Here is a 26,577-nt window from a genome sequence, read left to right as displayed (position 1 = left end):
TGGCACCGGCCTCATGAAGACACAGGGCGTGCCGGGCGCGGCGCAGTAGCCGGCAGTTGCGGCAGCAAACCGTTGCGTCGAAATCACCGGCTCCCTGTGAAGTATTAACTAACCTCCCCAAAACCACCGCTCAAACCCCCACAGCCCCTGCGGCATACTCGATTCGCCAGCCTGATGTTGCCTGGCAGCATTTCTTCTGACATTCGCGAGGTGGATTTGCATGAGCAAGATGCGCAGCGGGGTGATTGCGGTGCTGGTGGCGGGGCTGTCCGCCTGTGCGGCGGTGACCAGCACGGATGAGGTGAAGAAGCCGTCGGAGCAGCGCTCGGGCTTCATGGGCTTGTCGGTGGCGGACGAGATCAAGGTGGAGCGCGAGGCGCCGTTCAAGGGGGCGCAGAAAGTGGCGATTGCCTCCTTCAAGGTGGCGTTTGTCCAAAGCAAGGTCGAGTCGAAGAAGGCGGGACGCGGCTATGGTGGCAATGCGACGGCAGGCATCAAGCTGTTGGGCGTGGATGAGGCGCAGATGCAGGCCATCACGGATGCGGCCTATGCCGACTTCGTGGCGCGCATCAGCAAGGCCGGCTATACGGTGACGAGCCGCAAGGAACTGCAGGCGCAGCCCGACTTTGCCAAGGCCACGCCGGAGGAATCGCCGCAGCGCAAGACCGCTTCGTTCTTTGGCGACCAGACGGAGATGACAACCTTTGCGCCGAGCAGCCACGGCAACCTGTACTGGTTTCTGGGCGAGTCGGACAAGATGGGCGGCTTTGGCTTCTCGAACGCTTCCACCGCGGCGTCAACGCAATACGGCAAGACCGGCATCAAGGTGTTGTCGGTGTATTACGTGATCGACTTCGCCGGTTCGGAAGGCTACGGCGGCAGCTTCCGCTCCAGCGCGAGTGTGCAGGTCGGCCAGGCGCTGACCTTGGCGCCGGGCGGCGGCATTTCGATCTACGGCGGGGAGGGCATGCTGGCGGCCAACCACTCCAGCAGCATGAAGCTGGGCCAGCCGATGTACGCCGAGGAGAAGTTCGGCACGGTGGTGCAGACCACCTCGGATGTGGCCAAAGGGACGGAAATAGGTCTCAACGTGTTCCGCGCACTGGCCGGCATGGGCACCAACCAGCGGCGTGACTTTGAGGTACAGGCGGATGTCGAGCGCTACCGCACGCTGAGCCAGGACTTGCTGAGCCAGGCCAACGACCGGCTGGTGGAGCGCATGGCCAGCCTGCGCTGAGGTTTTATGGCTTCAAAAACAAAGCCCGCCAATTGGCGGGCTTTTTCATTCCAGACGGCGAAATCAGTCACGCAGCACGTAGGCAAGGATGTCGACCACCTGATCGGTGGTGGTGGCCCAAGCCTGGGCGGCGGCGTCCACTTCCTTCAGCGGGTGGACGATGTCTTCGGCGTGCAGGGTGACATAGGGCTTACCCAGCGCGGCGCAGTAGCCGGCGTCGAAGGCGGCGTTCCACTGCTTGTATTTGTCGCCGAAACGCACGACGACCATATCGGCTTTTTCGATGAGGTTGCGGGTGCGGATGGAGTTCACCATCGAGGACTTGTGATCGCGCCAGTAGCCGGCGCTTTCCGGGCCGAGGGAGTCGCCGGCGGCGTCGCTGGCTTCATGGTCGGTGACGGCGGAAGTGAAGGTCACGTCGAGGCCGCGTGCGGCGGCGCCACGACGGATCTCGTCACGCCAGTCGGTGTGGATTTCTCCGGAAAGATAGACAACGAAAGACATGCTTGCTCCAGTACTTGGCAGTCGCCACGGCGGCCGCGAGGGGGGCAAGACTAGCAAAGCACGGGGGCAAGGTACAGCCGCGGGTCAGGCCGGGGCGCGTGCGCGCAGCCAGGCGGTGCAGTCTTCGGCGGCCATGGGACGGGCGTAGAGGTAGCCCTGGCCGGCATCGCAGAGCATGGTGCGCAGGTGTTCGGCCTGGCCTTCGGTCTCGATGCCCTCGGCCAATACGTCGAGACCGAGGCTGCGGGCGAGACCGATGATGGCCTGCACGATGGCGGCGCTTTCGCGGTCGTCGGGCAGGCCGCGGGTGAAGGACTGGTCGACCTTGAGGCGGTAGATGGGGAACTGCTTGAGATAGCTGAGGCTGGAGTAGCCGGTGCCGAAGTCGTCGATGGCAAGTTTGACGCCGAGTTCGTCGAGCGCGTTGAGCTTGGCGCGCACTTCGTCGACACCGCGCATGACGACGCTTTCGGTGACTTCGATTTCCAGCCGCCCGGCGGGGAGCCCGGTGTCAGCAAGGACACGTGCGACCACATCGACGAAATCACCCTGCCGGAACTGCAGCGCCGAGACGTTGACGGCCATGGTGCCGTCGATGAGGCCTTCGGAAATCCAGCGGGCGTGGTCGCAGCAGGCCGTTTGCATGGCCCAGGCACCGAAAGCCATGATCAGGCCGCAATCCTCGGCAATCGGGATGAACTGCGCCGGCGATACCAGGCCCCGCTCGGGGTGCCGCCAGCGCATCAGCGCTTCGAGGCCGACGACCGCGCCGTTGGCGAGATTGACCTGCGGCTGATAGGCCAGGAACAGTTCATCGCGCTCCAGCGCGTGGCGCAGATCGGCTTCGAGCAACAGACGCTCGTGGGCGCGCGCGTTCATTTCGGCGGAATAGAACTGATAGCGCCCGCGCCCCTGGTCCTTGGCGGCGTACATGGCGACGTCGGCATTGCGCAGCAGGGATTCGACCTCTCGCCCGTTGTCGGGGTAGCACACGATGCCGATGCTGGCGCCGAGCACTACCTCTGTGCTGTGCAGCTCATAGGGCTCAAGCACTGCGGCGATGAGCTTTTCGGCCACACGGGCAACGTCTTCATCCCCCTCAATCTCGGGCAGCACGACCAGAAACTCGTCGCCGCCCTGGCGGCTGACGGTGTCGGATGCACGCACCGCGCCGCGCAGACGCCGCGCAACTTCCTGCAGGATCATGTCGCCGCCTTCATGGCCGAAGACGTCATTGACGTTCTTGAAGCGGTCCAGATCCATGAACATCAGCGCGAGGCGTTTGCCGGTGCGCTCGGCCTGCGCCATGGCGACGCTGAGACGGTCAGTCAGCAGCAGGCGGTTGGGCAACCCGGTCAGCGCATCGTGCTGCACCATATGCGTCAAGCGTTCGTTCGAACGCGCCCGCTCGATAGCAGTATTGAGCGTGTTGGCGATGCTCTGCACAAAACCGATGTCGTCCTGCGAGAAGCGGTGTGTGGCGCGCGAATAGGCGCCCAGAATACCGAGCGGCTTATCGGGATGGCCGATCGGGGCGTCAATGCCGCTGATGATGCCGTGCGTGGCGATCATACCCGCATCGGAGATGCGCCCCTCGCTGCGGAAGTCATCGATGATGACCGGCCCACGCGCCTCGATGACGAAGCCGACATGATTGGCGGAAGTGGCCGCATAAACGCGGTGCCCCAGCCAACCATCCTCCCAGCCTACCCCCGCGCGGACATCGAAGGCATCGTCATCAGCAGCCAGCAACAGACGCCCGAACTCCACCCCAAGCCCTTCGGCTACGGCCGATGACGCTGCGTCGAAGACCTCGTCGAGTTCGGTATCAGACAGCGCCAACCGTCCCAGTGAGGCCACCAACACTTGCTGATGCGCCCGCGCGCGTAGTGTCAGTTCATCGCGCTTTTGCGCGGTAACGTCCTGTACCGTACCGAACAAGCCGAGGACGCGACCGCTCTCGTCTTTACGCGGCACCGCCACAACACTGATGTAGCGCTCAACAGCATCCGCTCCTAGTACACGTAACTCATATTGCTGCGTCGTGCCTGTCTCAACAGCGTGAGCGATGTGTGCAGCAACGCTCGCGCTGTTGACCTCATCGAAGAGCTCCTTGTTCTCGGCGAAATTCGTGGGTGGGCCAAGCGCCGGATCGCGGCCGAATATCTCGAACACCTGCGGCGACCAACGGATGATCTCGGTATCCAGGTCGCACTCCCAGTCGCCGATGCGGCCGATGCGCTGAGCTTCGTCCAGGCGTTCGACGGTGCGCTTGAGGGCATCGATATCGGTGCAGGTCCCGAACCACTTGACGATGTTGCCCGCCTCGTCTCGCAGTGGCAGCGCGCGGCCCAGCATCCAGTGATAGACCCCGTCGTGGCGACGCAGCCGGTACTCAATCTCGTAGGGCTCCCCGCTCTCGACGGCCTGCTGCCACCGGCGTGCGGCACGCTCGCGATCCTCCGGGTGGAAAGCCGGGTTCCAGCCGAAGCCAAGGCTCTGCTCCAGCGTCAGGCCGGTGAATTCCATCCAGTGGCGGTTGAAGTAGATGTGGTCGCCGTCGGCACGCGTAACCCACACGATCTGCGGCGTGGCCTCGGCCAGCGTACGGAACTCGGCTTCGCGCGCGCGCAGGGCCTCTTCGACCTGCTTGCGTGCGGTGAGGTCGACGTCGATGCAGAACATCTCGACCTCACGCCCCGGCACATGCACGGCCACATGCGCCGAAAACACCGTGACCAGCGAGCCGTCCTTGCGCATCAGCGTGAGCTCGGAGGCCGGAATCAGCTCGCCGGTTTCAGCCATGTTATGCATGGCTTCGCGCACGATGCCGCGCATGTCGGGTGGGATGATCAGGTCGAGCAGATTGCGGCCGATGGCCTCGGCCGCAGTGAAGCCGTACAGCGTCTCGGAGGCGCGGTTCCAATAGCGCGTGGTGCCGTCCAGGGCATAACCCTGCACCGCTACCGAAGGCACGTTCTGCAGCAGGCTGCGGAAGCGTTCCTCACTCTCGCGCAGCGCCTCCTCGGTGCGGCGAGCCTCGGTGACGTCCTCAATGGTGGTGACGATGTGGTCGAGCGCTCCGTCGGACTTGCGCACGGCCTTCACGTCGAGGCTACCGATGAAGACGCTGCCGTCCTTGCGCACGAAGCGCTTCTCGAAGGTGAAACCATCGCTATCGCCGCGCTCCATGCACGCCAGCTCATCCACACCGATGCGTGCGTCGTCGGGATGGCCCAGGCGCTCCCAGGTCTGCCTGGCGAATTCACGCACGCTGTACCCGAACATCTGGCACAGATGATCGTTGTAGCGCAGCCAGCGATGCGAAACCGGCTCGCTGATGGCCATGCCGACAAAGGGCAGATCATAGAAGTGCTTGAGCAGGCGGTCGGCCTGCAGCTCAAGCTGCATGCGCTGGGTCGTGCGCTGCTGGCGAAACAACTGCATGACCACGAGCACGACGAAGATCACGCCAAGCAGCGCCACCGCGGCCGTCCACCAGGCCGTGACCCAGGCCGGCCGCAAGGCCTCGTCACGGTCAATCTTGGCTACCAGACGCCATCCCGTGGTGCCCACCGGGTTCCACGCCGCAAGCACCGTCTCGTCGCGGTAGTCGATGCCGATGATGGTGCCCGGGCCGTCGGCTGCCAGCGCCGCTGCGGCTGCACGCCGGGTGTCACCCAACGGCAGATGCAGGGACAAGGCCTTGGCGTCGCCATGGCGCAGTTCATTGAGAAACAGCACACCATCCCCGTCGGCACGCACCAGCAGCGACTCACCGGTGGCGCCCGGCAGCGGCCAGGCGCGGATCAGCGGATAGAGGAAATGCGCAGGGTCCGAACGCAGCAGGACGACCCCCACCGTGACTCCGTGCCGGACGTCATGCAGGGGCACGGCAAACGACAGGTGCACCCCTTCGGCATCACGACGCAAGTCGCCCATGCGCGGCTCGCCTGCGCGCACCGCATCGCTCATCAGCACGAGCTGCGCCGCATCCGGCATGAAAGCCCGGCCCGCTGTCAGCATCGGAACGCCGAAGGCATCCAGCAGGGTGACCGACTCGTAGTTGAAGACCGTCTGCAGGGAACTCAGTCGCTCCAGCACGGCTGCATGTTCGGGCGATTTGGGGTCGGCCTGCAGCTCGATCACCTGCCGGATGAAACCACGACTGGCCGCCAGCGTGGCGGCATCCCCCCACCGCTCGTTCAGCCAGCCTTCGATATGTTGTGCGGTCGATGCGGCAATGGCCTGCAGGCTGCCGGTGGTATCGCGTTCGACCTGACGCGCATTGAGCGCAAAGACGGCCAGACTGATCAGCGGAACCGCCAGCGAGATGAGCACGATGGTAACGGCCAACTGGCGCACATCGGAGGTGGCCGGCTCGTCGGCCATACCCGTCTGCTCGGGCGGAACGTCACGACGGGAGCGGATCAGGCCATACAGCAGCGCGCTGCTGACCAGCACGAAAACAATGCCCTTGGCGATCTCGATACGCCCCTGCAGCACCGGGTCGGAGGTGGCAATCTCGAGCACGGAGCCGGACGCAACAATCCACAAGGCCGCAAAGGCGGCGTAGATCAGCGCAATGGTGGCAGCCCCGAAGCGAGGAACAGGTGGCACGCGCCTAGCCCCCCTGTGGCGCCGGACGCGCCTGCTCACATTCTGTCGGCAGTCTGATCACCTCAAACTCCTCCTCGTTCGCAGCACCCGCTACCGTTCCGGCGGGAGAGCCTCTGCAGCATACGTCATGCCGCTGCCGGCAAGATGCTGCGGATATCCGATGTGTCGTACGCAGGCTTCACTCGCGCACATCACCATCGACATACAACCATCGCCCCTCCAAACACACGAAGCGGCCGATCTCGTGCATGCGGGCTCCGCGCCCGGCGACACGGTAACGCGCAACGAACTCCACCTCGGCGGTGTCCGGCCCGGTGCGTACATGCTTCTTCACGCTCAAGTCCAGCCAGCGCAACGGCCCCCCATCCGGCTGCAGATCGGGCGGGCAGGTATCCGGATGCCAGCTGGCGCGCAGGTAGGCCATGTCGCCAAGCACCCAGGCGCTGTAGCGCGAACGCATCAGTGCCTCGGCATCCGGTGCCGGCGCACCGGCGTGCAGGGGACCGCAGCAACGGGCCAGCGGGCGGCCGCTGCCGCAGGGGCAATCGGGTGTCTTCATGATGCAAACACTACGTTGTCGCGCCCACTTTGCTTGGCGCGATACATGGCACGGTCGGCGTGACGCGAGAGGGTGTCGACATCCTCGCCGTTGTCGGGGTACAGCGCGATGCCGATGGACGCCGTAATGGCGGCCGGCAGCCCGCCAAGATCATACGGCTGGCGCAGTGCATCACCGATCTTGGCCGCAACCGCTGCGGCGTCATCGGGCCGCTGCACACTGCGCAACAAGACCACGAACTCGTCGCCGCCCAGACGCGCGACGGTATCAGACTCGCGCACCTGCGCCGCAATGCGCTGGGCTACCTGGCGCAGCAGCAGATCGCCGGCCTCGTGACCGAGGCGGTCGTTGACCTCCTTGAAGTGGTCCAGGTCGATGAACAGCATGGCCAGGCGGTCACCGCTGCGGCGCGCGGCGGTAATGGCCTGCTCGGCCCGGTCGGCAAACATCGTCCGGTTGGGCAAGCCGGTAAGGTTGTCGTGACGGGCCAGATGTTCAAGCTCCCGGCGGCTGTGTTCGAGCTGTTCGAACTGACGCCGGATCTCGCCACGCTGTCGTTCAAAGCGGCGCGCCAGCTCGCCGATCTCGTCGCGCCGCTCAACCGGCAGACGGGCCTCAGAATGCTCGTCATCCAGGCTGGCCACCGCGCGCTCGAGCATCTTGAGCGGCCGCGTGATGGCGCGTGCCATGAGCACGGCAACCAGCACACAGACCAGGTACAGCACCAGCACGATGCGCAGCGTGACTTGAGCCAGACGGTCGGCGCCGGCCACCGCATCCGCCTGCGGCATGCCCAGCCCGATCGCGAAACCCGCCTCCTCGCTGGCCATACGGACCCGCCGGTGCACGAAGGCCGCCAACAAAGGCTCGGCAGCGTGCTCTCCGGTGCCGGCCTCGACCACCACCTCTTCGGCCTCCGACAGGAACAGCGCACGGGCACCGGGAAACTCGTCCTGCACCAGATAACGTCTGCCACGCTCGAAACCGAAGGTCCGTGATGGATCGGGATGAATCAGGTAGTCCCCTTGATGATTCGCGAAGTAGAGACGGAAGTTCCGCGGCAGATCCACGGCCAGCAGCGTAAACAGGCCGTTCAGGTCGATGTTGGCGACCACCACGCCCAGCGCGGCGCCGTCCTCGTCGAAGACGGGCATGGCCAGCACCGCCGTGGGTCGCCCGGGCGCAGATTCGGCATCGCCCACTGGCTGGATCCCCACACGCGACAGCCAGGTCTGCCCGGGCTGCAGGCGCAGCGCCTCATGCACGTAGGAGTAATGCCCCTTTTCCTGCAAGTCCTCGCCCTCGACGCGTTGCGCCTGGCCCTGCACACGGTCAATGCGCACGCGTTCGAGCCCGTGCTCTGCTGCGCTGATCAGGCGCAATTGCAGATACGAGGGGTGCGCTTCCATCAGCAGCTTGTGGAAGGCCGCCACTTGGTCGGCTGCTTCCTCATCGCCGCGCAGGGCCGGCAGCGCTGCCGGCTGGGACGCCATGATGAACAGATTGCGGCTGATCTCCCCGCGCGCCTGGGCCACCCGCCGCGCGATCAGCTGCGTGGCGCCGAGCAGTTCGCCTTTGGCGGCATCCAGCATGGCCGCGCGGCTGGCGACGTATCCGTAATAGCCGGTCGCCCCGGAGGCGATCACGCCAACCGCAGCAAGCAGCAGAGCCAGTTTGTGCGCGATGCCGAATCTCATGGGCGCAGAACCCGCTCGATACGGTCGCCCGACACAATGCGCCGCCACAACACCGTACGGCGCTCGACGTCTTCGACCGGGCGCAACCACAGCAGGCGATCCTCGTCGACGTGTCCGGCCGGGTGTTCAACCGTATTGGCCAATCCGTGCCGCTGGGTCAGCGCAGCCGAGGCCTGTTCGCCGAGCAGGTGATCGATCCAGGCATGCGCCAGCTCCGGATTGCGCGCGGCGCGCGTGATGACCCAGCAGTCGAGCCAGGCCAGTGCACCTTCTTCGGGCAACACGTAGCCAACATCCGCCCCGGCCGCGCGCAGCATATGCAATTGCTGCGTACCGTAATTCGCAAACATCAGCGCTGCGCCATGGCGCAGAAAGCCTTCGACCGACTCTTCCGGCTGTGTGTAGAAGGCCAGCACGTTGCGACGCAATTCGACCAGACGCGTCACGCCCGGCCGCCAGTCCTCTGCACCCAGCGCAAAGGGCTCGGCCAGCTCCAGCGACTGCGCGGCGAGCACGAAATTGTGCGAACCACCGTCATAGGCGAGCACCTTGCCACGCCACCGCGGATCCCACAGGGCCCTGATGGAATGCGGGGCTTCATTGAATTGCGCGCGATCGTAGATCAGGCCCATTGCGGACCACGCGTAGGGAATGGCCCAGACCCGACCGTTGCGCAGGATGCCCGGCAAGGATTCAAGAGCGCGGAATTCCGGCAGCTGGCGGGCACGCCCCGGTAAGGCGGTCAGGTCGATGGGCGCGGCCAGGTCGCGGGCAAGGTAGCGCTGCAGTTCGGCGGTATTGACGGCGAAGACGTCGAAAGAGGCCCCGCCGTCGCTGCTGATGCGCTGCCACAGCGCGTCGTCGGAATCGATGAAGCTCACTTCGACACGCGCACCGGTGCGCTGCTCGAATGCGGCCACGATGTCGGGGTCGGCATAGCCCGGCCAGGCCAGCACGCGCAGCACATTGTCCGCTTGGACAAGGGCGGGCCATGTCAGCGCGACCAGCAGGGCCCATCGCATGCACCAACCGAGATTGCGCCTGTCTGCCGCCATCCGACTGCGCTCCAGAAGGAGATTCGTGTGCACAGTCTAACGTGGCGTCAAACCCATCCCGTTCAGGGCCACCGCGATTTCAGACCACGGTTCGTGGATTTTCTATCATCTGCTGGTAAATCAGGCTGCGCAGGATCATGCGCTCTTGCGACGGCAGTTCGCCGAATTCGACGCCGTACTGGTGCGCACCCGTCTCGCCGCCAACGTTGAGAATGGCCGCATCCGCCAAAACATCGCTGACTGCATCGTGCAGCTCGACCTTGAAGGCCAACCTGAGTTTGTCGCCGACCTGGCCCAGCTCCGACGGCGCAACCACCAGCGCCCCTGTGGCACTCAGATTGCCAAGCCCGACGGTTACCGCTTGACCCGCCGCAGACGTAGCCTGCGCCTCAATGTCGGTGCGCACGCGCGTGGCCTTGCGAATGACGCTGCCCTGGATCCGATCGGGAAAGCTCAGGTGCATGTAGTCAAACGGACGGCGGCACACGTTGAGCACCGTGCATTTGAATGCGAATGCACTGTTGCGCGAGAAGGCCTGCACCACGACGACCTCGCTCTCGATGAATTCGGCGCGCACGCCGCGCGGCGAAGGCACGGTAACGATCAGGCTGACATCGTCGACAAAACCGACCACGCGCGAAATGTGTCGCGCACGGTCCGGATGCGCCGGGCAGTGAATCTGCAGACGGTCTCCCGGTTGCAGATGCATGTCGCTGAAACGTAACTGCGGGGACGATTCAGTGCTGTCGGGTGGTGGCGTTTGCGTCATGAGCGGCGGAACTCTTCTCGGGGCAGTGACATGTCACGCCCCGATTATCCATGAATCGCCGCTATTCCGCCTCCATGGCGGGTCTAGCGCAACTACCTGCCTTTTGGCCCAAGCAGGAACCAGGCGATCAAGCCGACGAAGGGCAGGAACAACAGGATCAGGATCCACAGCAGCTTGGGCACCGGGCCGGCGCTGCTCTTGGCAACCTTGACGATGGCCCAGATGACGATGACCAGCCAGATGAGGCCCAGAATGCCTCCGACTTCCATACCCATGGCGTACTCCAGGTGCGTTCGTGAAGGGCCATGGTACCTGCGGCGGGGCCATTGATGCAGGTCAATGGGGCGTCATCTGACGCATGTATTATCTCCAGGTGTGTTGGCACCGGAACGACCTGCATGAAGATTCGCCTGCTGATCGCGGCCGTTGCCGACGAACTCGAAGAGCGTGCATTTGCCATCGCGCGCAGTGAGGGCGCGCTCGGAGTCACCGTGGCCGACGCGCGCGGATTGGGCTTCCCCGAACACATGAGCTTCTTCGGGCTGACCTATGTCGGCCGCGAGAAGCTACTGATGGTGCTGGCCGAGGCGGACCGGGTGGAGCACATTGCCGAACGCATGAACGTGGAGCTGGGCCTGCTTGCCCCCTTCCAGGGACTGGCCTTCTGCATTGACGTGGAGCACCACGCGGGACTGAACCCACAAGACATCGGAGATGACGCCTCCGATGCGTGAGTTTCTCGAACATCTGAAGCACTCCTTCCGCAATCTGCTGCCGATCATCGCGGTCGTCAGTTTCTTTCAGCTCGTCGTCATGCAGGAGCTGCCCGACGGGCTGGCCAGCATGAGCCTGGGCCTGCTGGTGGTGGTGTTCGGCGTGGCGCTGTTCCTGCAAGGTCTGGAGCTGGGCATCTTCCCGGTCGGCAAAGGGCTCTCGAACGACTTCGCGCGGCGCGGCTCGCTGCCGTTGCTGATGGTCTTCGGCTTCTGCCTGGGCTTCTCGGCCGTGGTCGCCGAACCGGCGCTGATCGCGGTGGCGACCCAGGCCGAAACCATCTCCGAGGGGCGTATAGACGGACTCACGCTGCGTCTGCTGGTGGCGCTGTCGGTCGGCTGCGTGGTGGCCGTCGGCGTGCTGCGCACCATCCTCGGCCAGTCGCTGCACTGGTACATGATCGTGGGCTACGTGCTGGTGGTCTCGGTGACCTTCTTCGCACCGGAGGAAATCGTCGGGCTGGCCTACGATTCGGGCGGGGTCACCACCAACATCGTCACCGTGCCGCTGATCGCGGCGCTCGGCATCGGACTGGCGGCATCGCTGCGCGGGCGCAATCCGCTGATGCACGGCTTCGGGCTGGTGGCGCTGGCGGTGATGGTGCCGATGATCTCGGTGCAGCTCTACGGCATCTGGGTCTACAACTTCGCCGAAGTGACCGACGCAGCGGGGGCCGCCGCCGGCGCTGCGGCCTTTGTCGACGACCAGATCGTGGAGAAGACAGCCGGCAGCGTGGTGCTGGGGATGATCACCGATCTGGCGGGCATGTTCCGCGATGTGGCACCGATCATCATGGTGATTCTGTTCTTCCAGTACATGGTGCTGCAGAAGTCCATTCCGCACCTGCCGCGGGTGATGGTGGGATTCGTGCTGGTCATCATCGGGCTGTATGCCTTCGTCGTCGGCCTCAAGCTGGGCCTGTTCCCGATCGGCACGAGCATGGCCACGCAGCTGGTGGCACTCGATACCTTCCTGTGGGTCTATCTGTTCGCGTTCTCGATCGGCTTTGCCACCACCATGGCCGAGCCGGCGCTGATCGCCATCGGCAGCCAGGCCGAGGAAGCGGCCAAAGGCAAACTCAGCGGCAACCGCATCCGGCTGCTGGTAGCGCTCGGTGTGGCGGTGGGCATCACCATCGGCGTGCATCGCATCATTACCGGTGATTCCATCCACTACTACATCATGGGCGGCTACGCGCTGGTCATTGCGCTGACCGCCCTCGCGCCGAAGTACATCGTGCCGCTGGCCTTCGACCTGGGCGGTGTGACCACGTCGGAAGTCACGGTACCGCTGGTCACCGCGCTGGGCATTGGCCTGGCAACGAATATCGAGGGACGCAACGTGCTGATCGACGGCTTCGGCCTGATCGCATTCGCGTCGATTTTTCCCATCGTGACCGTCATGCTCTACGCGATCATCGCCGAGCGGGTCATGCGTACTGAAGAAGGAGCGACATCGTGAAGTTTTCCGTACTCGTTGCGATCCTCGCCGACGACCTGGAGGACAAGGCCATCGACGTGGCCAAGGAATCCGGCGCGGGCGGCGTCACCATTCTCGATGCACGCGGCATCGGGGCGAACGAAAAGAAGACCTTTTTCGGTCTGACCTACGAGGGCAGCCAGTCGGTGCTGGTATTCGTGCTGGAGAAGAAGCTGTCGCTGGCGGTGATGAAGAACCTCACGCGCGAGCTGGATCTGAAGACCAACAGTCGAGGCGTAGTGTTCACGATCCCGCTCGAACACATCGCCGGCATCGACATGGGCCAGATCACGCTGTTCGAGGAAAAACTCAAGGACGACATCTGAGGCTGAAACAGCCCGAGGAGGAAAACATGCTGGTCAAGGACATCATGGTGCGCGAAGTGGCCACCATCTCGCCGCTTGCAACCATCCGCCAGGCCATGCGGGTGATGAAGGAAAAGAAGGTCAAGGCACTCGCCGTGGAGAAGCGCCACCCGCACGACGCTTTCGGCCTGATCACCTACAACAACATCCTCAAGGCCATCGTCGCCGAGGAAGGCGACATCGACCTGCTCAACGTGTACGACATCTGCGCCAAACCGGCGCTGACCGTCTCACGCGAGCTGGAGGTCAAGCACGCCGCCAAACTGATGACCAACTTCGATATCCGCCGCGTGCTGGTCACCGCCGACAACGAGCTGGTGGGTATCGTGACCATGAGCGACATCGTCGGCGCCCTGGTCAACATCGCCGACGAAATGGGCTGAGTCCGACCTTCACGAAAAGCTCCATGGAAACAAGTGGCTTGGCGATCCTCCCGCGCAGGCGGCGCTCAGCCGGTTGCACCAAAACCGTGCATCTGAATTGATCCAGCGCAAAGCGTGACCTACGGTGAAGGGGTCCAATTGGACCTCATCAACCGCAAGGCTGTGCCGCGCTGACATGACGGTTTCAAGACGAGGATTCCTGCGCGGGCAACTCCACCCCGCCCGTAGTGACACCCGCCCGCCCTGGGCGATTGGTGCCCTTGCGTTTGAGCAGGCCTGTACGCGCTGCGGCGCCTGTATCGAAGCCTGTCCCCAATCCATTCTCAAACCCGGCGACGGCGGCTTTCCGCGTGTCGATTTCGGCGTGGCCGGCTGCAGCTTCTGCGGCGACTGTGTGACGGCCTGTGAGCCGCAGGCGTTGCGCCGCCTCAAGCTCAGCGCAGCGTGGTTTCTGCGCCCGCAGATTTCAGCAGCCTGTCTGCCGCACAACGGCGTCGAATGCCGCGTCTGCGGCGAGGCCTGCGAGACCAGTGCCATCCGTTTCCGACCGCGTCTGGGTGGCTCCCCGATTCCCGAAGTGCTGACCGAGGCCTGTACCGGCTGCGGCGGCTGTGTTGCGCCCTGCCCGGTCGGCGCCATCGCCATGGAGAACCCGCAATGAAGATCGTAAGCCTGGTGGTCAAGGCGAAGCCCGAGCACTTCCCCGAGCTGGAAAAAACCCTGCGCGCCATCCCCGGCGTGCAGCTGCATGGCGAATCCACCGAGAGCGGCCAGATCGTCGTCACCGTCGAAGACGGTGAGGGCTATTCAGTGACCGACTCGATCCTCGCGGTGAACCTCGCCCAACACGTGCTGAGCATCACGCTCGCCTACGAATACACCGACGAAGGGCAAGCCGAAGTTCCGGAACCCCAGGAGACATGACCATGGATCGACGCGATTTCATCAAGACGCAGGCCGTAGCGGCCGCTGCGGCCACCGCCGGCATCGGCATTCCGGTGGTCGTGCACGCGCAGCAGGCCGGCTCCCCAGCAACCCGTGTGCGCTGGGACAAAGCCGCCTGTCGCTTCTGCGGCGTGGGCTGTTCGGTGCTGGTCGGCGTGCAGGACAACCGCGTGGTGGGCACCCAGGGCGACCCGGATTCGCCGGTCAACCGCGGCCTGAACTGCATCAAGGGCTACTTCCTGTCCAAGATCATGTACGGCTCGGACCGCCTGACCCAGCCGCTGCTGCGCATGCGCGGCGGGCAGTACGCCAAGGACGGCGAATTCACGCCGATTTCGTGGGATCAGGCCTTCGACATCATGGCCGAGAAGTGGAAGGCCGCGCTCAAGACCCACGGCCCGCGCTCGGTCGGCATGTTCGGCTCCGGCCAATGGACCATCTGGGAAGGCTACGCCGCGTCGAAACTGCACAAGGCGGGCTTCCGCAGCAACAACCTCGACCCCAACGCGCGCCACTGCATGGCCTCGGCCGTGACCGGCTTCATGCGCACTTTCGGCATGGACGAGCCGATGGGCTGCTACGACGACATCGAGAACGCCGATGCCTTCGTGCTATGGGGCAGCAACATGGCCGAGATGCACCCGATCCTGTGGAGCCGCATCACCGATCGCCGTCTGAGCCATCCGGGCTGCGAGGTGCATGTGCTGTCGACCTTCGAGCACCGCTCCTTCGAACTGGCCGACAACGGCATGATCTTCGCGCCGCACACCGATCTGGCGCTGCTCAACTTCATCTGTCACCACATCATCTCGACCGGCAAGGTGAATAAGGAATTCGTCGCCAGGCACGTCAAGTTCCGCCGCGGCGAAACCGACATCGGCTTCGGCCTGCGCCCGGATCACCCGCTGGAAGCCAAGGCGACCAACAACGGTTACGCCGGCGCCGACGGCAAGCCCAAGGGCAACCCGAGCGCATCCGAAGAGATGAGCTTCGAGGAGTTCGCCAAATACGTCTCCGACTACACGGTGGACAAGGTCTCGAAGCTTTCCGGCGTGCCGCGCGCCAACCTGATCCGCATGGCCGAGGCCTATGCCGACCCGAAGAAAAAGGTGACCTCGTTCTGGACCATGGGCTTCAACCAGCACACCCGCGGCACCTGGGTGAACAACATGATCTACAACGTGCATCTGCTGGTCGGCAAGATCGCCGAGCCCGGCAACAGCCCGTTCTCGCTGACCGGCCAGCCCTCGGCCTGCGGCACCGCGCGCGAAGTGGGCACCTTTGCCCACCGCCTGCCGGCCGACATGGTCGTGACCAACCCCAAGCACCGCGAATTTGCCGAGAACGTCTGGAATCTGCCGGCCGGCACCATCCCCGACCAGGTCGGCTTTCACGCCGTGGCACAGAGCCGCGCGCTCAAGGACGGCGTGCTCAAGTGCTACTGGACCAGCACCACCAACAACATGCAGGCCGGCCCGAACATCAACGAAGAGGTCTATCCCGGCTGGCGCAACCCGGACACTTTCATTGTGGTGTCCGACGTCTACCCCACCGTCTCCGCGCTGTCGGCGGATCTGATCCTGCCCTCGGCGATGTGGACCGAAAAGGAAGGCGCCTACGGCAACGCAGAGCGTCGCACCCAGTTCTGGCGCCAGCAGGTGCGGGCGCCGGGCGAGTCGCGCAGCGACCTTTGGCAGTACATGGAGTTCTCCAAGCGCTTCAAGGTCGAGGACGTGTGGCCCGCCGACCTCATCGCCAAGAAACCCGAGGTGCGCGGCAAGACGCTGTACGACGTGCTGTTCGCCAACGGTCAGGTCAACAAATTCCCGCTGTCGGACGTGGCCAAGGTCAATGCCCACGCTTGGGCCGGCTACATGAACGACGAATCAAAAGCCTACGGCTACTACGTGCAGAAAGGCCTGTTCGAGGAGTACGCCCGCTTCACGCGCGGCAAGGCCCACGACCTCGCTGACTTCGACGCCTACCACGTCGAACACGGCATGCGCTGGCCGGTGGTCGACGGCAAGGAAACGCTGTGGCGCTACCGCGAAGGCTACGACCCCTACGTCAAGGCCGGGGAAGGCGTGCGCTTCTATGGCCACCCGGACGGCCGCGCCATTGTCTTTGCGCTGCCCTACCAGGAGCCGCACGAAAAGCCGGACGCCGAGTACGACCTGTGGCTGTGCACCGGCCGCGTGCTGGAGCACTGGCACACCGGCTCGATGACACGCCGCGTGCCGGAACTGCACCGCGCCGTGCCTCAGGCGCAGATCTTCATGCACCCCGAGGACGCCCAGAAGCGCGGGCTGCAGCGCGGCATGGCGATCAAGGTGCAATCCAGGCGCGGCGAGATCGTCGCCCAGCTCGAAACCCGGGGTCGCAACAAGCCGCCGAAGGGGCTGATCTTCATCCCGTTCTTCGACGAAGGCCGGCTGGTGAACAAGCTGATCCAGGACGCGACCTGCCCGATCTCCAAGGAAACCGACTTCAAGAAATGTCCTGTGCGGGTGGAGCGGGCCTGAGCCCCCACGCGACACCGAATTCACGGAGCACACCATGAAAAAGAACACCCGAATCCTGCTGGCAACGCTGGGGGCCGCGCTGGCGCTCACCCTGATCGGCATTCCGCAGGCCATCGCGCAGGCTGTGAGCAGCGTGCGCGGCGCCGACGTATCCGCGCCGGAACTGGCACCGGGGCAATACCGGGTGATGCCGGACGGCCCGCCGCTGCCGCGCGACTACATTCAGCAACCGCCGCTGGTGCCGCACAAGGTCGAGGGCTACGAGGTCTCGCTGAACTTCAACAAGTGCATGGATTGCCACTCCTGGACGCGCTACCGCGCGTCCGGTGCGACCAAGGTCAGCGTCACGCACTTCAAGGACCGCGACGCCAACGAGCTCTCGAACATCTCGCCGCGCCGCTACTTCTGCCTGCAGTGCCACGTGCCGCAGACCGATGCCCGTCCGCTGGTCGAAAACACCTTCAAGCCCGCCACCGGCGTGCGCTGAACGGCCACGTCAGGGAGACAAGCAAATGTCTGACAACAGCGTGAAGCGCCTGTGGCGCTGGCTCAAGGGACTCGGGCTGGGTGTTCTGGCGGCCGGCTTCATCGGCGGCATCGTGTTCTGGGGCGGCTTCAACTGGGCGGTCGAAGCAACCAACACCGAGCGTTTCTGCCTGTCGTGCCACGAGATGGAGAACTTCGTCTATCAGGAATACCGCCAGACCATCCATTACCAGAACCGCACCGGCGTGCGCGCGATCTGCTCGGACTGCCATGTGCCGCAGGACTGGGGCGCCAAGATGATCCGCAAGGTGCAGGCCAGCCGCGAGCTCTACGGCAAAGTCGTGGGCAGCATCAACACGCCGGAGAAGTTCGAGGCCAACCGCCTGCGGCTGGCGCAGCGTGAATGGCGCCGCATGAAGGCCAACGACTCGCAGGAGTGCCGCAATTGCCATGCCTTCGAGTACTTCGACTATTCGGTGCAGGGTCGTCGCTCGAATGTCGCACACCAGGCGGGTCTGGACGCCGGTCAGACCTGCATCGACTGCCACAAGGGCATCGCGCACCAGTTGCCGGCCGTGCATCAGAACATCGGTCTGGAGCGAGAGGCGGTATCCGACGACGTGTTCCGGCCACCGCCGCCGGCACATTGAGGCCGGTCGGCCGGCCCGCCGCAGCGTCTGATCTGGCGCTGCGGCGAACCATAAGATTTCCCTGAAACTGGGCGTGTATGGTTCAATTGCGCCCCATGCTTGACGCCTCCGAACTCGCCTGTCTGAAGGGTGATCGCCTGTTGTTCCGCGGCCTCGACCTCGGTCTCGGGCCGGGGCGCATGCTCCGCATCGCAGGCCCCAACGGCGTCGGCAAGACCAGTCTGTTGCGCATCCTGTGCGGGCTGTCACAGCCCGAGTACGGCACGGTGCGCTGGCGCGGAGAAGACATCCGCCGCTGCCGCGACGACTTCCACGCCGAACTGCTGTATCTGGGCCATGCGCCCGCGCTGAACGATCTGCTGACTCCGCTCGAGAACCTGCGCTTCGCCATCCATGCCGGAGGCGAGGCGGCGGATGACGCGCGCTGCATCGCCGCGCTGGAACGCATCGGACTCGGCGCGCAGATCGACCTGCCGGCCAAGGTGCTGTCGCAGGGCCAGCGCCGCCGCGTCGGGCTGGCGCGGCTGTTCGTGTCCGGCGAGCGCCCGCTGTGGGTGCTCGACGAGCCTTTCACCGCACTCGATGTAGCCGCCGTGGCCGACCTGGCAGACACGCTCGAAGCACATTGCGAAGCGGGCGGCGCGGTGGTGATGACGACCCATCAGGACGCACCATTCAAGCGCGCACCCGACGTCCTCGATCTGGCCGAGGTCGCATGTTGAGCGGCGCCGGCGGCGCCTTCGCGGCGGTACTTCGTCGCGATCTGATGCTCGCGTGGCGCGGGCGGGCCGATGTGCTTGTTACACTTGCGTTCTTTGTCGTCGTGGTGTGCCTGTTTCCGTTCGGCGTCGGCGCCGAAACCAACCAGTTGCGCGCCATCGGGCCGGGCGTGTTGTGGGTCGCGGCGCTGCTGTCGACCCTGCTGTCGCTGCACCGGCTGTTCGCGCAGGACCACGCCGACGGCACGCTGGAGCAGTTGTTGCTTACCCCTGAACCAGCCGCGCTGTGGGTAACCGCCAAGATCGCCGCGCACTGGATCGTGACCGGCCTGCCGCTGGTGCTGGCCGCCCCGCTGCTGGCGCTGTTGTTTGATGTAGAGCAGGAAGCGCTGGGCGTGCTGACCTTATCGTTGGCGCTGGGGACACCCATCCTGGCGCTGATCGGTGCGATCGGCGCGGCGCTGACACTGGGCCTGCGCGGCGGCGGCGTGCTGCTGGCACTGCTGGTGCTGCCGCTGTACGTGCCGGTGCTCATATTTGGTGCGGGCGCGGTCGATGCGCTGCTCGGCGGCGTGGGCGCAACGGCACACCTGCTGCTGCTCGGCGGCGGCCTGCTCGGCGCGCTGGCGCTGGCGCCGTTCGCGTGTGCGGCGGCCCTGAGAATTGCTGTGGAATGAGAAGCCCTGCATGAGAGATCTCGACAACAAGGACCTGCGCGGACGGAGCCTGCTGCGCTTTGCCTCGCCACAGGTGTTCTACCCGGTGGCGGGCATGCTCGCGCCGTGGTTCGCGGGCATCGCGCTGGTACTCACCGTGATCGGGCTATACATCGGCTTCTTCGTGGCCCCCACCGACGCCACGCAGGGCGACGTCTACCGCGTGATCTTCATCCACGTGCCGGCAGCCTGGATGTCGATGCTGGTGTATCTGGTGATGGCCTTCTGGTCGGCCGTCGGGCTGGTCATGAACACCCGGCTGTCGTTCATGATGGCGCGCGCACTGGCGCCAACCGGGGCGATCTTCTGTTTCATCGCCCTGTGGTCCGGCGCCCTGTGGGGCAAGCCGACCTGGGGCACCTACTGGGTATGGGACGCACGCCTGACCTCGCAACTGCTGCTGCTGTTCCTCTACCTGGGCTACATGGCGCTGACCGAGGCCATTGAGGATTCGCGTCGCTCGGATCGCGCAGGCGCCATCATTGCGCTGGTCGGCGCGGTGAACGTGCCGATCATCTATTTCTCGGTGCAGTGGTGGAACACCCTGCACCAGGGCGCCTCGGTGAGCCTGAACAAGGCGCCGTCGATGGCCACCACCATGCTGATGGGCATGCTCATCATGGCCATCGCAGCCTGGGCCTACACGATTGCCGTGGCCTTCTGGCGCGTGCGCAGCGTCATTCTCGAGCGCGAGCGCCATACCGACTGGGTCGGCGCCGAGCTTGAACGCGTGGGGAGCAAGTGATGCAGTGGGAATCGTGGAGCGCGTTCTGGGACATGGGCGGATCAGCAATGTTCGTATGGGGCAGCTACGGCGTGACTGCAGCGTGCGTCGCGGTGGAACTGTTCTTGCTGTTTCGCCGTCGTAACGACACCGCGCGCCGGCTGCTCAGGCTGCGCCGCGCGGCACCCAAGGGCCATCCGGCGCCCGGCGGGAACGAGGAGATTGTTCGATGAAACCGCGTAGCAAGCGCCTGCTGTTGTTGGGCGGCGCCGTATCCCTTCTGGTCGGGGCGGTTGCGCTCGTGCTGACCGCCTTCCAGGAAAACCTGGTGTTCTTCCACACCCCGAGCGAAGTCGTGGCCGGCAAGGCGCCGCAGGGCCGCACTTTCCGCGTCGGCGGCATGGTCGAGGCCGGCTCGATCCAGCGCCAGCCCGACGGCCTGACCGTGGCCTTCGTCATCACCGACATGGCGCAGACCGTGCCGGTGACCTACCGCGGCACGCTGCCCGACCTGTTCCAGGAGGGCAAGGGCGCGGTGGTTCAGGGTCAGCTCGGAACGGACGGCCGCTTCACGGCCACCGAAGTGCTGGCCAAGCACGATGAAAACTACATGCCGGTGGAGGCGCAGTACGCGCTCGACGCGGCGCAGATGAAGAAGGCCGCGGAGAGCGTGCAGCAATGATTGCCGAACTGGGACATTTCGCCCTCATCCTCGCACTGGTGCTGTCGCTGGTGCAGGCCATCGTTCCGATGATCGGCGCACACGGCAATCGCATGGCCCTGATGGCGATAGGCCGCCCGGCCGCCCACGGCCAATTCCTGTTCCTGGTCTTTGCCTACGCCTGTCTGACCTGGGCCTTCATCCAGAGCGACTTTTCGGTGCGTCTGGCGGCCGCCAACTCGCACAGCGACACGCCGCTGATCTACAAGATCACCGGTGTATGGGGCAACCACGAAGGTTCGCTGCTGCTGTGGGCGCTGGCGCTGTCGGGCTGGACAGTGGCCGTAACGGTGTTCAGCCGTCACCTGCCGGAAGCCTTCATGGCACGCGTGGTCGGGGTGCTGGGCTGGATCAGCGCTGGCTTCGTGTCCTTCACGCTGTTCACGTCCAACCCCTTCGAGCGCCTGCTGCCGGCCGCGGCGCAGGGCCGTGACCTGAATCCGCTGCTGCAGGATCCGGGCATGATCATCCACCCGCCACTGCTCTACATGGGCTACGTGGGCTTCTCGGTGGCCTTTGCCTTCGCCATCGCGGCGCTGCTCACGGGCCGGCTGGATGCGGCCTGGGCACGCTGGTCGCGCCCCTGGACGACGGTGGCCTGGGTCTTCCTCACCGCCGGTATCACCCTCGGCTCTGGCTGGGCGTATTACGAACTGGGCTGGGGCGGCTGGTGGTTCTGGGATCCGGTCGAAAATGCCTCCTTCATGCCGTGGCTGCTCGGCACCGCACTGATCCACTCGCTGGCGGTCACCGAAAAACGCGGCGCCTTCCGCAGCTGGACCGTACTGCTGGCGATCAGCGCCTTTTCGCTGTCGCTGCTCGGCACCTTCCTCGTGCGCTCGGGCGTGATCACCTCGGTGCACGCCTTCGCCACCGATCCGGCGCGCGGCCTGTACATCCTGGCCCTGCTGGTACTGGTGATCGGTATCTCGCTGGTGCTCTTCGCGTGGCGTGCGCCCAAGCTCTCGGGCGGCGGCAGCTTTGATCTGGTGTCGCGCGAAACCGCCCTGCTCGGCAACAACGTGTTGCTGGTCGTGGCCTGTAGCGCGGTGCTGCTCGGCACGCTGTACCCGCTGTTCCTCGACGCGCTGAACATGGGCAAGATCTCGGTCGGCCCGCCGTACTTCGAGATGACCTTCGTGCCGCTGATGACGCCGGTCGTGATCCTGATGATGATCGGCCCCTTCGTGCGCTGGAAGGGCGACGACTCCGCCCGCATCGGCCGCATGCTGTGGCTCTCCGCACTGGCCAGCGTCATCATCGGCGGCGGCGCGGCACTGGCCATCGACCATGTGACATGGCGCACCGTACTGGGTCTGTCGCTGGCGGCCTGGGTATTGCTGGCCAGCGTGCAGTTGCTGCGGCGTCGCCTCGGCGAGCGACCGGGCACGCCCGTCACCACCCGCCTGCGCGGCATTCCGGCGGCGTGGTGGGGCATGTGGACTGCGCACCTGGGCATCGGCATCTTCGTCATCGGCGTGACCATGGTCGGCAGTCTCGACGCCGATCTGGACGTGAAGATGCGCAAGGACCAGACCGCCGAACTGGCGGGCTACACCTTCACCTTCCGCGGCGCCATCGAACGTGACGGCCCGAACTACGACGCCAATCAGGCCATCGTGGAAGTGACGCGCGACGGGCGCGCCATCGCCACGCTGACGCCGGAAAAGCGCGTGTATCGCGCCCAGAGCATGCCGATGACCGAAGCCTCGCTGGACGTCGGCCCGCTGCGCGACATCTATGTCTCGCTCGGTGATCAGGTCGAGCCCGGCGCCTGGATTGTCAGCCTGCACTACCGCCCCTTCATCAGCTGGATCTGGCTGGGCTGCATCCTGATGATCCTGGGCGGCCTCTTCGCGGCCATGGACCGGCGCTACCGCAAACTCGCCGAGCGTGACGCGGCGCACCCGGCCTCCGTGGCCGCCGTACAGGCAGGATAAAGATCAAGATGAAAGCCAAGTTCCTCATCCCGCTGGCGCTGTTCATCGCGCTGGCCGGTTTTCTGGCCTACGGGCTGACGCTGAACCCGCGCGAAGTCCCCTCGCCGCTGGTCGGCAAGCCGGCACCGGCGTTCAGCGCGCCGCGACTGGACGCGCCGGAGCAGCAGTTCAATCTGGCCGACATGCGCGGGCAGGTCTTCCTGCTCAATGTGTGGGCCTCGTGGTGCGTGTCGTGCCGGCAGGAACACCCGCTGCTGGTACAGCTCAAGCGTGAAGGCGTGATCCCGGTGATCGGGCTGAACTACAAGGACGAACGCAACGCAGCCATCAACTGGCTGCGCGACGGCGGCAACCCCTACGCGATGAACGTGGTCGATGCCGACGGCCGCATCGGTATCGAGTACGGCGTGTATGGCACGCCCGAAACCTTCCTGATCGACAAGCAGGGCGTCATCCGCTACAAGCACATCGGCCCGCTGCACGCCGGCGTGCTGCGCGATGTGCTGCTGCCCAAGATTGCGGAGCTGTCCGGTGAGAGTTGATTCCCTGCGTCCTCTGCTGGCCGCTGCAGCGCTCGCACTGTCGGTCGGCAGTTTCGCCGCCGGCGAAGCCACCCCGGTGGCCGACGACCCCGAACTCGAAGCGCGCGTGATCGAGCTGTCGCAAAAGCTGCGCTGTCTGGTGTGCCAGAACGAGACCATTGCCGCTTCGCGTGCGCCGCTGGCCGTCGATCTGCGCAATCAGGTGCGCGAGCAGCTGGCTGACGGCAAGACCGAACAGGATGTCGTCGATTTCCTCGTCACCCGCTACGGTGACTTCGTGCTGTACACCCCGCCGTTTCGCGCCAACACGCTGCTGCTGTGGCTCGGGCCGGCCGCGCTGGGCGTATTCGGCATTGGCTGGCTGAGCCTGCGTCTGCGCCGCCGCGCCGCTGAGGCGAGTACGCCGGAACTGAGCGAGGCGCAGCGTCGGCAGGCGCGCGCCCTGCTCGGCGAACCAGACAACGAAACCCCGCCGGAGTCCCGCACGTGATCGAATTCGTCCTCTTTTCCGCCCTGCTGGTCGCCTGCGCGCTGCTGCTGCTGGTGCCGCCGCTGCTGGGGCGTGGCGCGCGCCGCCGGGTTCACGCGGCCAAGCGTGCGCAGGCCGAGGTCACGATCGGGGTCATGCGTGAGCAGTTGGCCGACCTCAAGGCCGAGCACACCGCCGGCAAGATTGATGACGCAGCCTTCGAGCGCAGTCGCGCCGAGATCGAACAGCGCGTGCTCGAAGAAGGCATGGTGGTTGAAGACGGCGCCGATCAGCGACCAGCCGCCGGCTGGGCGATCACGCTGGTCCTGGTCGTGCCGCTGTCGGCACTGCTGGTGTATGGCTTCATCGGCGAGCCGGACGCGCTCGATCCGGAAACCCACGTTGCGCAGACCAATCCCGCCGACGTCACGCCGGAGCAGTTCGCCGGGCTGGTCACGCAGCTGGCCGAACGGCTGGAGAATGGCGAAGGAGACGAGACCGGCTGGATCATGCTGGCCCGCTCCTACATGATGCTCGGCCAGTTCGAGGAAGCCTCCAAGACCTGGATGCGCCTGCGCGAACGCGCCCCGGATTCACCCGAAGTGCTGACCGAATGGGCCGATCTGCTGGTGGCCGCACGCCAGGGCGATTTCGAGGGCGAGCCACGCCGCCTGATCGAACGCGCACTGGAAGTCTCACCGACGCACTTCAAGGCCCTCGCGCTGGCCGGTGCTGCGGCTTTCGAACGTCAGGACTACAAGGGCGCTTCGACCTACTGGGAACGCATCCTGAAGGAAGTGCCGGAAGACGACCCGGCCTACGCCTCGGTCATCGCCAGCATCAACGAGGCGCGCTCGCGCGGCGGCATGGAGCTGTTCGATGTGCCGCCGTCGGCGCGCCTGCTCGGCGTCGACGGCAGCATCAGCCTGGGCGAACGCCTTGCCGACAGCCGCATGCCGGCCGACGCCGTGGTGTACATCTTTGCCCGCCCGCCTGAAGGCGGCATGCCGTATGCGGCCATCCGCTTCCCCGCTGCGGCGCTGCCGACACGCTTCGACTTCCGTAACGCGCAACGCATCAGCAACGCCCCCTTGCCCGACGAGATCGTGGTGGCGGCGCGCATCTCGATGAACGGTGATGCCGCGCCGCGCGCGGGCGATCTGGAAAGCGCCACGCTGCGGGTGTCGCCGGGCGCAACCAATATCGAACTGGTCATTGATCGGGTAGTGGAATGAACACCATGACATCCCCCCTGCGCTCCGCCCTGTTTGCCTCGCTGCTCGCAACGAGCCTGCCGCTCGCTGCGCAGGAGCCCGAGATCGTCCTGACCTGCGGGGGCGTCAGCCTCGAGGAATCGCTGCCGATGCGTCAGGCGCAACAGGCGCATGCGCTCACCGTGCTGTTCGCAACGGCCGAGGGCGGCTATGTCACCGATGTGCGCACACGCGTCGACACCCCGCTGTCCGGCGCGGTTGCCGAGCATGAACGCTGCGGCCCGGTCGCGCAGATCGACGTGGCACGCGCCGGGAGCTATCGCATCCGCGCCCAGCTGGACGGCGTCACGCTTCAGGAAACCGTGGAGCTTGCCCCGCGGGGCGGCGCACGCATCGTGCTGCGCTGGAAAGACTGAACACCGTCAGCCGGAATACTCGAAGCGCACCCGCTTGACGTTGCACAGCACCTCGTAGGCAATCGTCCCGGCACCTTCGGCAACACGGTTGACCGAAACCTGCGGCCCCCATAGCTCGACCCGGCTGCCCGGCCCGGCTTGTGGCACATCCGTCAGATCCACCGTCATCATGTCCATCGAGACGCGCCCGATCAGGCGCGTCATCACGCCGTCGACCGCCACCGGCGTACCGTCTGGCGCACTGCGCGGGTAGCCGTCGGCATAGCCCATGGCGACCAGCCCGACCCGCGTCGGCCGCTCGGTGCGAAAACGCGCGCCATAGCCCAGCGGCGCGCCGGCAGGAAGATCACGCACCGAAAGCACCTCGCTTTCCATCGTCATCACCGCGCGCAGCCCGCTGCCTTCGCCCGGCATGGGATCGGCGCCGTACAGCAGGATGCCAGCCCGCCCCCAATCCGCATGCGCCGCCGGCCAGCCGAAAATGCCGGCCGAGTTGCACAGGCTGCGCGCGCCAGGCAGGTCCGCAATGGCGGCCTCGAAGCTGCTGACCTGTTCGGGCGTGACCATCACTTGCGGTTCGTCGGCACGTGCCAGATGCGTCATGAAGGTAATCGCGCCGACCTTGCCGCTGTCGTGCAGGCGTTGCCAGGCCGCGCGCGCGTCGCTCGGCTCGAAACCGGCGCGGTTCATGCCGCTGTTGATCTTGAGCCAGACATCCACCGGATGCGGCAGATCGGCCGCCTCGATCATCTCCAGCTGACCGGCGTGATGCACCACCGGCCACAGATCAAAGGCTGCCGCGCGCAACAGTTCGTCGGCGGAGAACACGCCTTCGAGCAGCAGGATGGGCTGGGTGATGCCGGCATCGCGCAAGACCATGGCCTCGTCGATGAAAGCCACCGCAAAACCGTCCGCCTCGGCCAGCGCCCGCGCGCATTGCACGGCGCCGTGCCCATAGGCGTTGGCCTTGATGACGGCGAGCGAACGCGCGCCGTGGCGCGCTCGGGCAAGGCGGTAGTTGTGACGCAGGGCGTCGAGATCGATAAGGGCGCGGGCAGGTCGCATGGCGGA

28 protein-coding genes are annotated in these 26,577 nt (G+C 65.4%); 20 read left to right on the top strand and 8 right to left on the bottom strand.

All coding sequences use genetic code 11. The features are described from left to right. Nucleotides 1-220: 220 nt before the first annotated feature. Nucleotides 221-1,237, top strand: a complete 1,017-nt coding sequence (locus AC6H0R_RS13480) for a hypothetical protein (protein WP_497581877.1) — start codon at nt 221-223, stop codon at nt 1,235-1,237. Nucleotides 1,238-1,300: 63 nt separating this feature from the next. Here AC6H0R_RS13480 and AC6H0R_RS13475 read toward each other — a convergent pair whose 3' ends face one another. The 7 genes from AC6H0R_RS13475 to AC6H0R_RS13445 all read right to left on the bottom strand — a co-directional run bounded on the left by AC6H0R_RS13475 (nt 1,301) and on the right by AC6H0R_RS13445 (nt 10,716). Further along, complete coding sequence (locus AC6H0R_RS13475) at nt 1,301-1,741, bottom strand: YtoQ family protein (protein ID WP_497581876.1); 441 nt, start codon at nt 1,739-1,741, stop codon at nt 1,301-1,303. Nucleotides 1,742-1,825: 84 nt separating this feature from the next. After that, nucleotides 1,826-6,361 (bottom strand): bifunctional diguanylate cyclase/phosphodiesterase, encoded by a 4,536-nt coding sequence (locus AC6H0R_RS13470; RefSeq protein ID WP_497581875.1) that lies wholly within the window; start codon nt 6,359-6,361, stop codon nt 1,826-1,828. 178 nt (nt 6,362-6,539) lie between these two features. After that, nucleotides 6,540-6,920, bottom strand: coding sequence for a YchJ family protein (locus tag AC6H0R_RS13465; RefSeq protein WP_497581874.1), 381 nt, complete (start codon nt 6,918-6,920; stop codon nt 6,540-6,542). Then, entirely contained in the window at nt 6,917-8,617 is a 1,701-nt protein-coding gene (locus AC6H0R_RS13460; RefSeq protein ID WP_497581873.1) for a diguanylate cyclase domain-containing protein, read from the bottom strand. The genes AC6H0R_RS13465 and AC6H0R_RS13460 overlap by 4 nt, the downstream gene beginning before the upstream one ends. Beyond that, complete coding sequence (locus AC6H0R_RS13455) at nt 8,614-9,639, bottom strand: extracellular solute-binding protein (protein WP_497581872.1); 1,026 nt, start codon at nt 9,637-9,639, stop codon at nt 8,614-8,616. Before AC6H0R_RS13455 ends, AC6H0R_RS13460 begins: the two co-directional genes overlap by 4 nt. Before the next feature lie 112 nt (nt 9,640-9,751). Then, entirely contained in the window at nt 9,752-10,381 is a 630-nt protein-coding gene (locus tag AC6H0R_RS13450) for a flagellar brake protein (RefSeq protein WP_497581871.1), read from the bottom strand. A 152-nt stretch (nt 10,382-10,533) separates the two neighbouring features. Then, on the bottom strand, nt 10,534-10,716 hold the full coding sequence (locus AC6H0R_RS13445; RefSeq protein ID WP_497581870.1) for a PLDc N-terminal domain-containing protein: 183 nt from the start codon (nt 10,714-10,716) through the stop codon (nt 10,534-10,536). A gap of 123 nt (nt 10,717-10,839) precedes the next feature. Between AC6H0R_RS13445 and AC6H0R_RS13440 the strand changes: the two genes are divergently transcribed. The 19 genes from AC6H0R_RS13440 (at nt 10,840) to AC6H0R_RS13350 (ending at nt 25,506) form a co-directional block, all read left to right on the top strand. Beyond that, the gene (locus tag AC6H0R_RS13440; protein WP_497581869.1) at nt 10,840-11,175 is read left to right on the top strand and encodes a hypothetical protein; all 336 of its coding nucleotides are present in this window, start codon (nt 10,840-10,842) and stop codon (nt 11,173-11,175) included. After that, nucleotides 11,168-12,676, top strand: a complete 1,509-nt coding sequence (locus AC6H0R_RS13435; protein WP_497581868.1) for a DUF1538 domain-containing protein — start codon at nt 11,168-11,170, stop codon at nt 12,674-12,676. The genes AC6H0R_RS13440 and AC6H0R_RS13435 overlap by 8 nt, the downstream gene beginning before the upstream one ends. Then, on the top strand, nt 12,673-13,020 hold the full coding sequence (locus AC6H0R_RS13430; RefSeq protein ID WP_497581867.1) for a P-II family nitrogen regulator: 348 nt from the start codon (nt 12,673-12,675) through the stop codon (nt 13,018-13,020). Before AC6H0R_RS13435 ends, AC6H0R_RS13430 begins: the two co-directional genes overlap by 4 nt. A gap of 26 nt (nt 13,021-13,046) precedes the next feature. Beyond that, entirely contained in the window at nt 13,047-13,442 is a 396-nt protein-coding gene (locus AC6H0R_RS13425) for a CBS domain-containing protein (protein ID WP_497581866.1), read from the top strand. Nucleotides 13,443-13,617: 175 nt separating this feature from the next. After that, nucleotides 13,618-14,103: a ferredoxin-type protein NapF gene (napF, locus tag AC6H0R_RS13420; protein ID WP_497581865.1), complete on the top strand. Its 486-nt coding sequence runs from the start codon at nt 13,618-13,620 to the stop codon at nt 14,101-14,103. Continuing rightward, nucleotides 14,100-14,366 carry a chaperone NapD gene (locus AC6H0R_RS13415; RefSeq protein ID WP_497581864.1) on the top strand — a complete coding sequence of 89 codons (267 nt, stop codon included), beginning with the start codon at nt 14,100-14,102 and terminating at the stop codon, nt 14,364-14,366. Before napF ends, AC6H0R_RS13415 begins: the two co-directional genes overlap by 4 nt. Beyond that, nucleotides 14,363-16,909 carry a nitrate reductase catalytic subunit NapA gene (gene napA, locus AC6H0R_RS13410; RefSeq protein WP_497581863.1) on the top strand — a complete coding sequence of 849 codons (2,547 nt, stop codon included), beginning with the start codon at nt 14,363-14,365 and terminating at the stop codon, nt 16,907-16,909. The genes AC6H0R_RS13415 and napA overlap by 4 nt, the downstream gene beginning before the upstream one ends. Before the next feature lie 34 nt (nt 16,910-16,943). Beyond that, nucleotides 16,944-17,396 (top strand): nitrate reductase cytochrome c-type subunit, encoded by a 453-nt coding sequence (locus tag AC6H0R_RS13405; RefSeq protein WP_497581862.1) that lies wholly within the window; start codon nt 16,944-16,946, stop codon nt 17,394-17,396. A 25-nt stretch (nt 17,397-17,421) separates the two neighbouring features. Further along, the gene (locus AC6H0R_RS13400; RefSeq protein ID WP_497581861.1) at nt 17,422-18,045 is read left to right on the top strand and encodes a NapC/NirT family cytochrome c; all 624 of its coding nucleotides are present in this window, start codon (nt 17,422-17,424) and stop codon (nt 18,043-18,045) included. A 95-nt stretch (nt 18,046-18,140) separates the two neighbouring features. Then, nucleotides 18,141-18,767, top strand: a complete 627-nt coding sequence (gene ccmA / locus AC6H0R_RS13395; protein ID WP_497581860.1) for a cytochrome c biogenesis heme-transporting ATPase CcmA — start codon at nt 18,141-18,143, stop codon at nt 18,765-18,767. Then, nucleotides 18,761-19,441, top strand: coding sequence for a heme exporter protein CcmB (gene ccmB / locus AC6H0R_RS13390; protein WP_497575004.1), 681 nt, complete (start codon nt 18,761-18,763; stop codon nt 19,439-19,441). The genes ccmA and ccmB overlap by 7 nt, the downstream gene beginning before the upstream one ends. 10 nt (nt 19,442-19,451) lie before the next feature. Continuing rightward, nucleotides 19,452-20,225: a heme ABC transporter permease CcmC gene (gene ccmC / locus AC6H0R_RS13385; protein ID WP_497581859.1), complete on the top strand. Its 774-nt coding sequence runs from the start codon at nt 19,452-19,454 to the stop codon at nt 20,223-20,225. Next, entirely contained in the window at nt 20,225-20,437 is a 213-nt protein-coding gene (gene ccmD, locus AC6H0R_RS13380; protein ID WP_497575006.1) for a heme exporter protein CcmD, read from the top strand. Before ccmC ends, ccmD begins: the two co-directional genes overlap by 1 nt. Next, nucleotides 20,434-20,886 (top strand): cytochrome c maturation protein CcmE, encoded by a 453-nt coding sequence (gene ccmE, locus AC6H0R_RS13375; protein WP_497575007.1) that lies wholly within the window; start codon nt 20,434-20,436, stop codon nt 20,884-20,886. Before ccmD ends, ccmE begins: the two co-directional genes overlap by 4 nt. Then, nucleotides 20,883-22,865: a heme lyase CcmF/NrfE family subunit gene (locus tag AC6H0R_RS13370; RefSeq protein WP_497581858.1), complete on the top strand. Its 1,983-nt coding sequence runs from the start codon at nt 20,883-20,885 to the stop codon at nt 22,863-22,865. The genes ccmE and AC6H0R_RS13370 overlap by 4 nt, the downstream gene beginning before the upstream one ends. Nucleotides 22,866-22,873: 8 nt before the next feature. Then, on the top strand, nt 22,874-23,407 hold the full coding sequence (locus AC6H0R_RS13365; protein ID WP_497581856.1) for a DsbE family thiol:disulfide interchange protein: 534 nt from the start codon (nt 22,874-22,876) through the stop codon (nt 23,405-23,407). Further along, entirely contained in the window at nt 23,397-23,897 is a 501-nt protein-coding gene (locus AC6H0R_RS13360) for a cytochrome c-type biogenesis protein (RefSeq protein WP_497581855.1), read from the top strand. Before AC6H0R_RS13365 ends, AC6H0R_RS13360 begins: the two co-directional genes overlap by 11 nt. Beyond that, nucleotides 23,894-25,111 carry a c-type cytochrome biogenesis protein CcmI gene (ccmI, locus tag AC6H0R_RS13355; RefSeq protein WP_497581854.1) on the top strand — a complete coding sequence of 406 codons (1,218 nt, stop codon included), beginning with the start codon at nt 23,894-23,896 and terminating at the stop codon, nt 25,109-25,111. The genes AC6H0R_RS13360 and ccmI overlap by 4 nt, the downstream gene beginning before the upstream one ends. A gap of 5 nt (nt 25,112-25,116) precedes the next feature. Then, on the top strand, nt 25,117-25,506 hold the full coding sequence (locus AC6H0R_RS13350) for a hypothetical protein (protein WP_497581853.1): 390 nt from the start codon (nt 25,117-25,119) through the stop codon (nt 25,504-25,506). 6 nt (nt 25,507-25,512) lie between these two features. Here the strand turns inward: AC6H0R_RS13350 and alr are convergent, their stop codons facing one another. Further along, a complete protein-coding gene (gene alr, locus AC6H0R_RS13345; RefSeq protein ID WP_497581950.1) occupies nt 25,513-26,571 on the bottom strand; it encodes an alanine racemase in 1,059 nt (352 codons plus the stop codon). Nucleotides 26,572-26,577: the final 6 nt, after the last annotated feature.

It is taken from the genome of Pseudazoarcus sp. NS36 (assembly GCF_059703705.1).
Note: the sequence above shows the minus strand (reverse complement) of the source record. Positions and strands in the feature narration are given on the sequence as shown.

Coding starts and splice junctions, on each gene's coding strand:
- AC6H0R_RS13480 (WP_497581877.1), top strand. CDS start 221: ATGAGCAAGATGCGCAGCGGGGTGATTGCGGTGCTGGTGGCGGGGCTG.
- AC6H0R_RS13450 (WP_497581871.1), bottom strand. CDS start 10,381: ATGCATCTGCAACCGGGAGACCGTCTGCAGATTCACTGCCCGGCGCAT.
- AC6H0R_RS13405 (WP_497581862.1), top strand. CDS start 16,944: ATGAAAAAGAACACCCGAATCCTGCTGGCAACGCTGGGGGCCGCGCTG.
- ccmA (WP_497581860.1), top strand. CDS start 18,141: ATGCTTGACGCCTCCGAACTCGCCTGTCTGAAGGGTGATCGCCTGTTG.
- napA (WP_497581863.1), top strand. CDS start 14,363: ATGACCATGGATCGACGCGATTTCATCAAGACGCAGGCCGTAGCGGCC.
- AC6H0R_RS13365 (WP_497581856.1), top strand. CDS start 22,874: ATGAAAGCCAAGTTCCTCATCCCGCTGGCGCTGTTCATCGCGCTGGCC.
- AC6H0R_RS13455 (WP_497581872.1), bottom strand. CDS start 9,639: ATGCGATGGGCCCTGCTGGTCGCGCTGACATGGCCCGCCCTTGTCCAA.
- AC6H0R_RS13460 (WP_497581873.1), bottom strand. CDS start 8,617: ATGAGATTCGGCATCGCGCACAAACTGGCTCTGCTGCTTGCTGCGGTT.
- AC6H0R_RS13435 (WP_497581868.1), top strand. CDS start 11,168: ATGCGTGAGTTTCTCGAACATCTGAAGCACTCCTTCCGCAATCTGCTG.
- ccmD (WP_497575006.1), top strand. CDS start 20,225: ATGCAGTGGGAATCGTGGAGCGCGTTCTGGGACATGGGCGGATCAGCA.
- AC6H0R_RS13415 (WP_497581864.1), top strand. CDS start 14,100: ATGAAGATCGTAAGCCTGGTGGTCAAGGCGAAGCCCGAGCACTTCCCC.
- AC6H0R_RS13400 (WP_497581861.1), top strand. CDS start 17,422: ATGTCTGACAACAGCGTGAAGCGCCTGTGGCGCTGGCTCAAGGGACTC.
- AC6H0R_RS13370 (WP_497581858.1), top strand. CDS start 20,883: ATGATTGCCGAACTGGGACATTTCGCCCTCATCCTCGCACTGGTGCTG.
- AC6H0R_RS13475 (WP_497581876.1), bottom strand. CDS start 1,741: ATGTCTTTCGTTGTCTATCTTTCCGGAGAAATCCACACCGACTGGCGT.
- alr (WP_497581950.1), bottom strand. CDS start 26,571: ATGCGACCTGCCCGCGCCCTTATCGATCTCGACGCCCTGCGTCACAAC.
- ccmC (WP_497581859.1), top strand. CDS start 19,452: ATGAGAGATCTCGACAACAAGGACCTGCGCGGACGGAGCCTGCTGCGC.
- AC6H0R_RS13445 (WP_497581870.1), bottom strand. CDS start 10,716: ATGGGTATGGAAGTCGGAGGCATTCTGGGCCTCATCTGGCTGGTCATC.
- AC6H0R_RS13350 (WP_497581853.1), top strand. CDS start 25,117: ATGACATCCCCCCTGCGCTCCGCCCTGTTTGCCTCGCTGCTCGCAACG.
- AC6H0R_RS13425 (WP_497581866.1), top strand. CDS start 13,047: ATGCTGGTCAAGGACATCATGGTGCGCGAAGTGGCCACCATCTCGCCG.
- ccmE (WP_497575007.1), top strand. CDS start 20,434: ATGAAACCGCGTAGCAAGCGCCTGCTGTTGTTGGGCGGCGCCGTATCC.
- napF (WP_497581865.1), top strand. CDS start 13,618: ATGACGGTTTCAAGACGAGGATTCCTGCGCGGGCAACTCCACCCCGCC.
- AC6H0R_RS13440 (WP_497581869.1), top strand. CDS start 10,840: ATGAAGATTCGCCTGCTGATCGCGGCCGTTGCCGACGAACTCGAAGAG.
- ccmB (WP_497575004.1), top strand. CDS start 18,761: ATGTTGAGCGGCGCCGGCGGCGCCTTCGCGGCGGTACTTCGTCGCGAT.
- AC6H0R_RS13465 (WP_497581874.1), bottom strand. CDS start 6,920: ATGAAGACACCCGATTGCCCCTGCGGCAGCGGCCGCCCGCTGGCCCGT.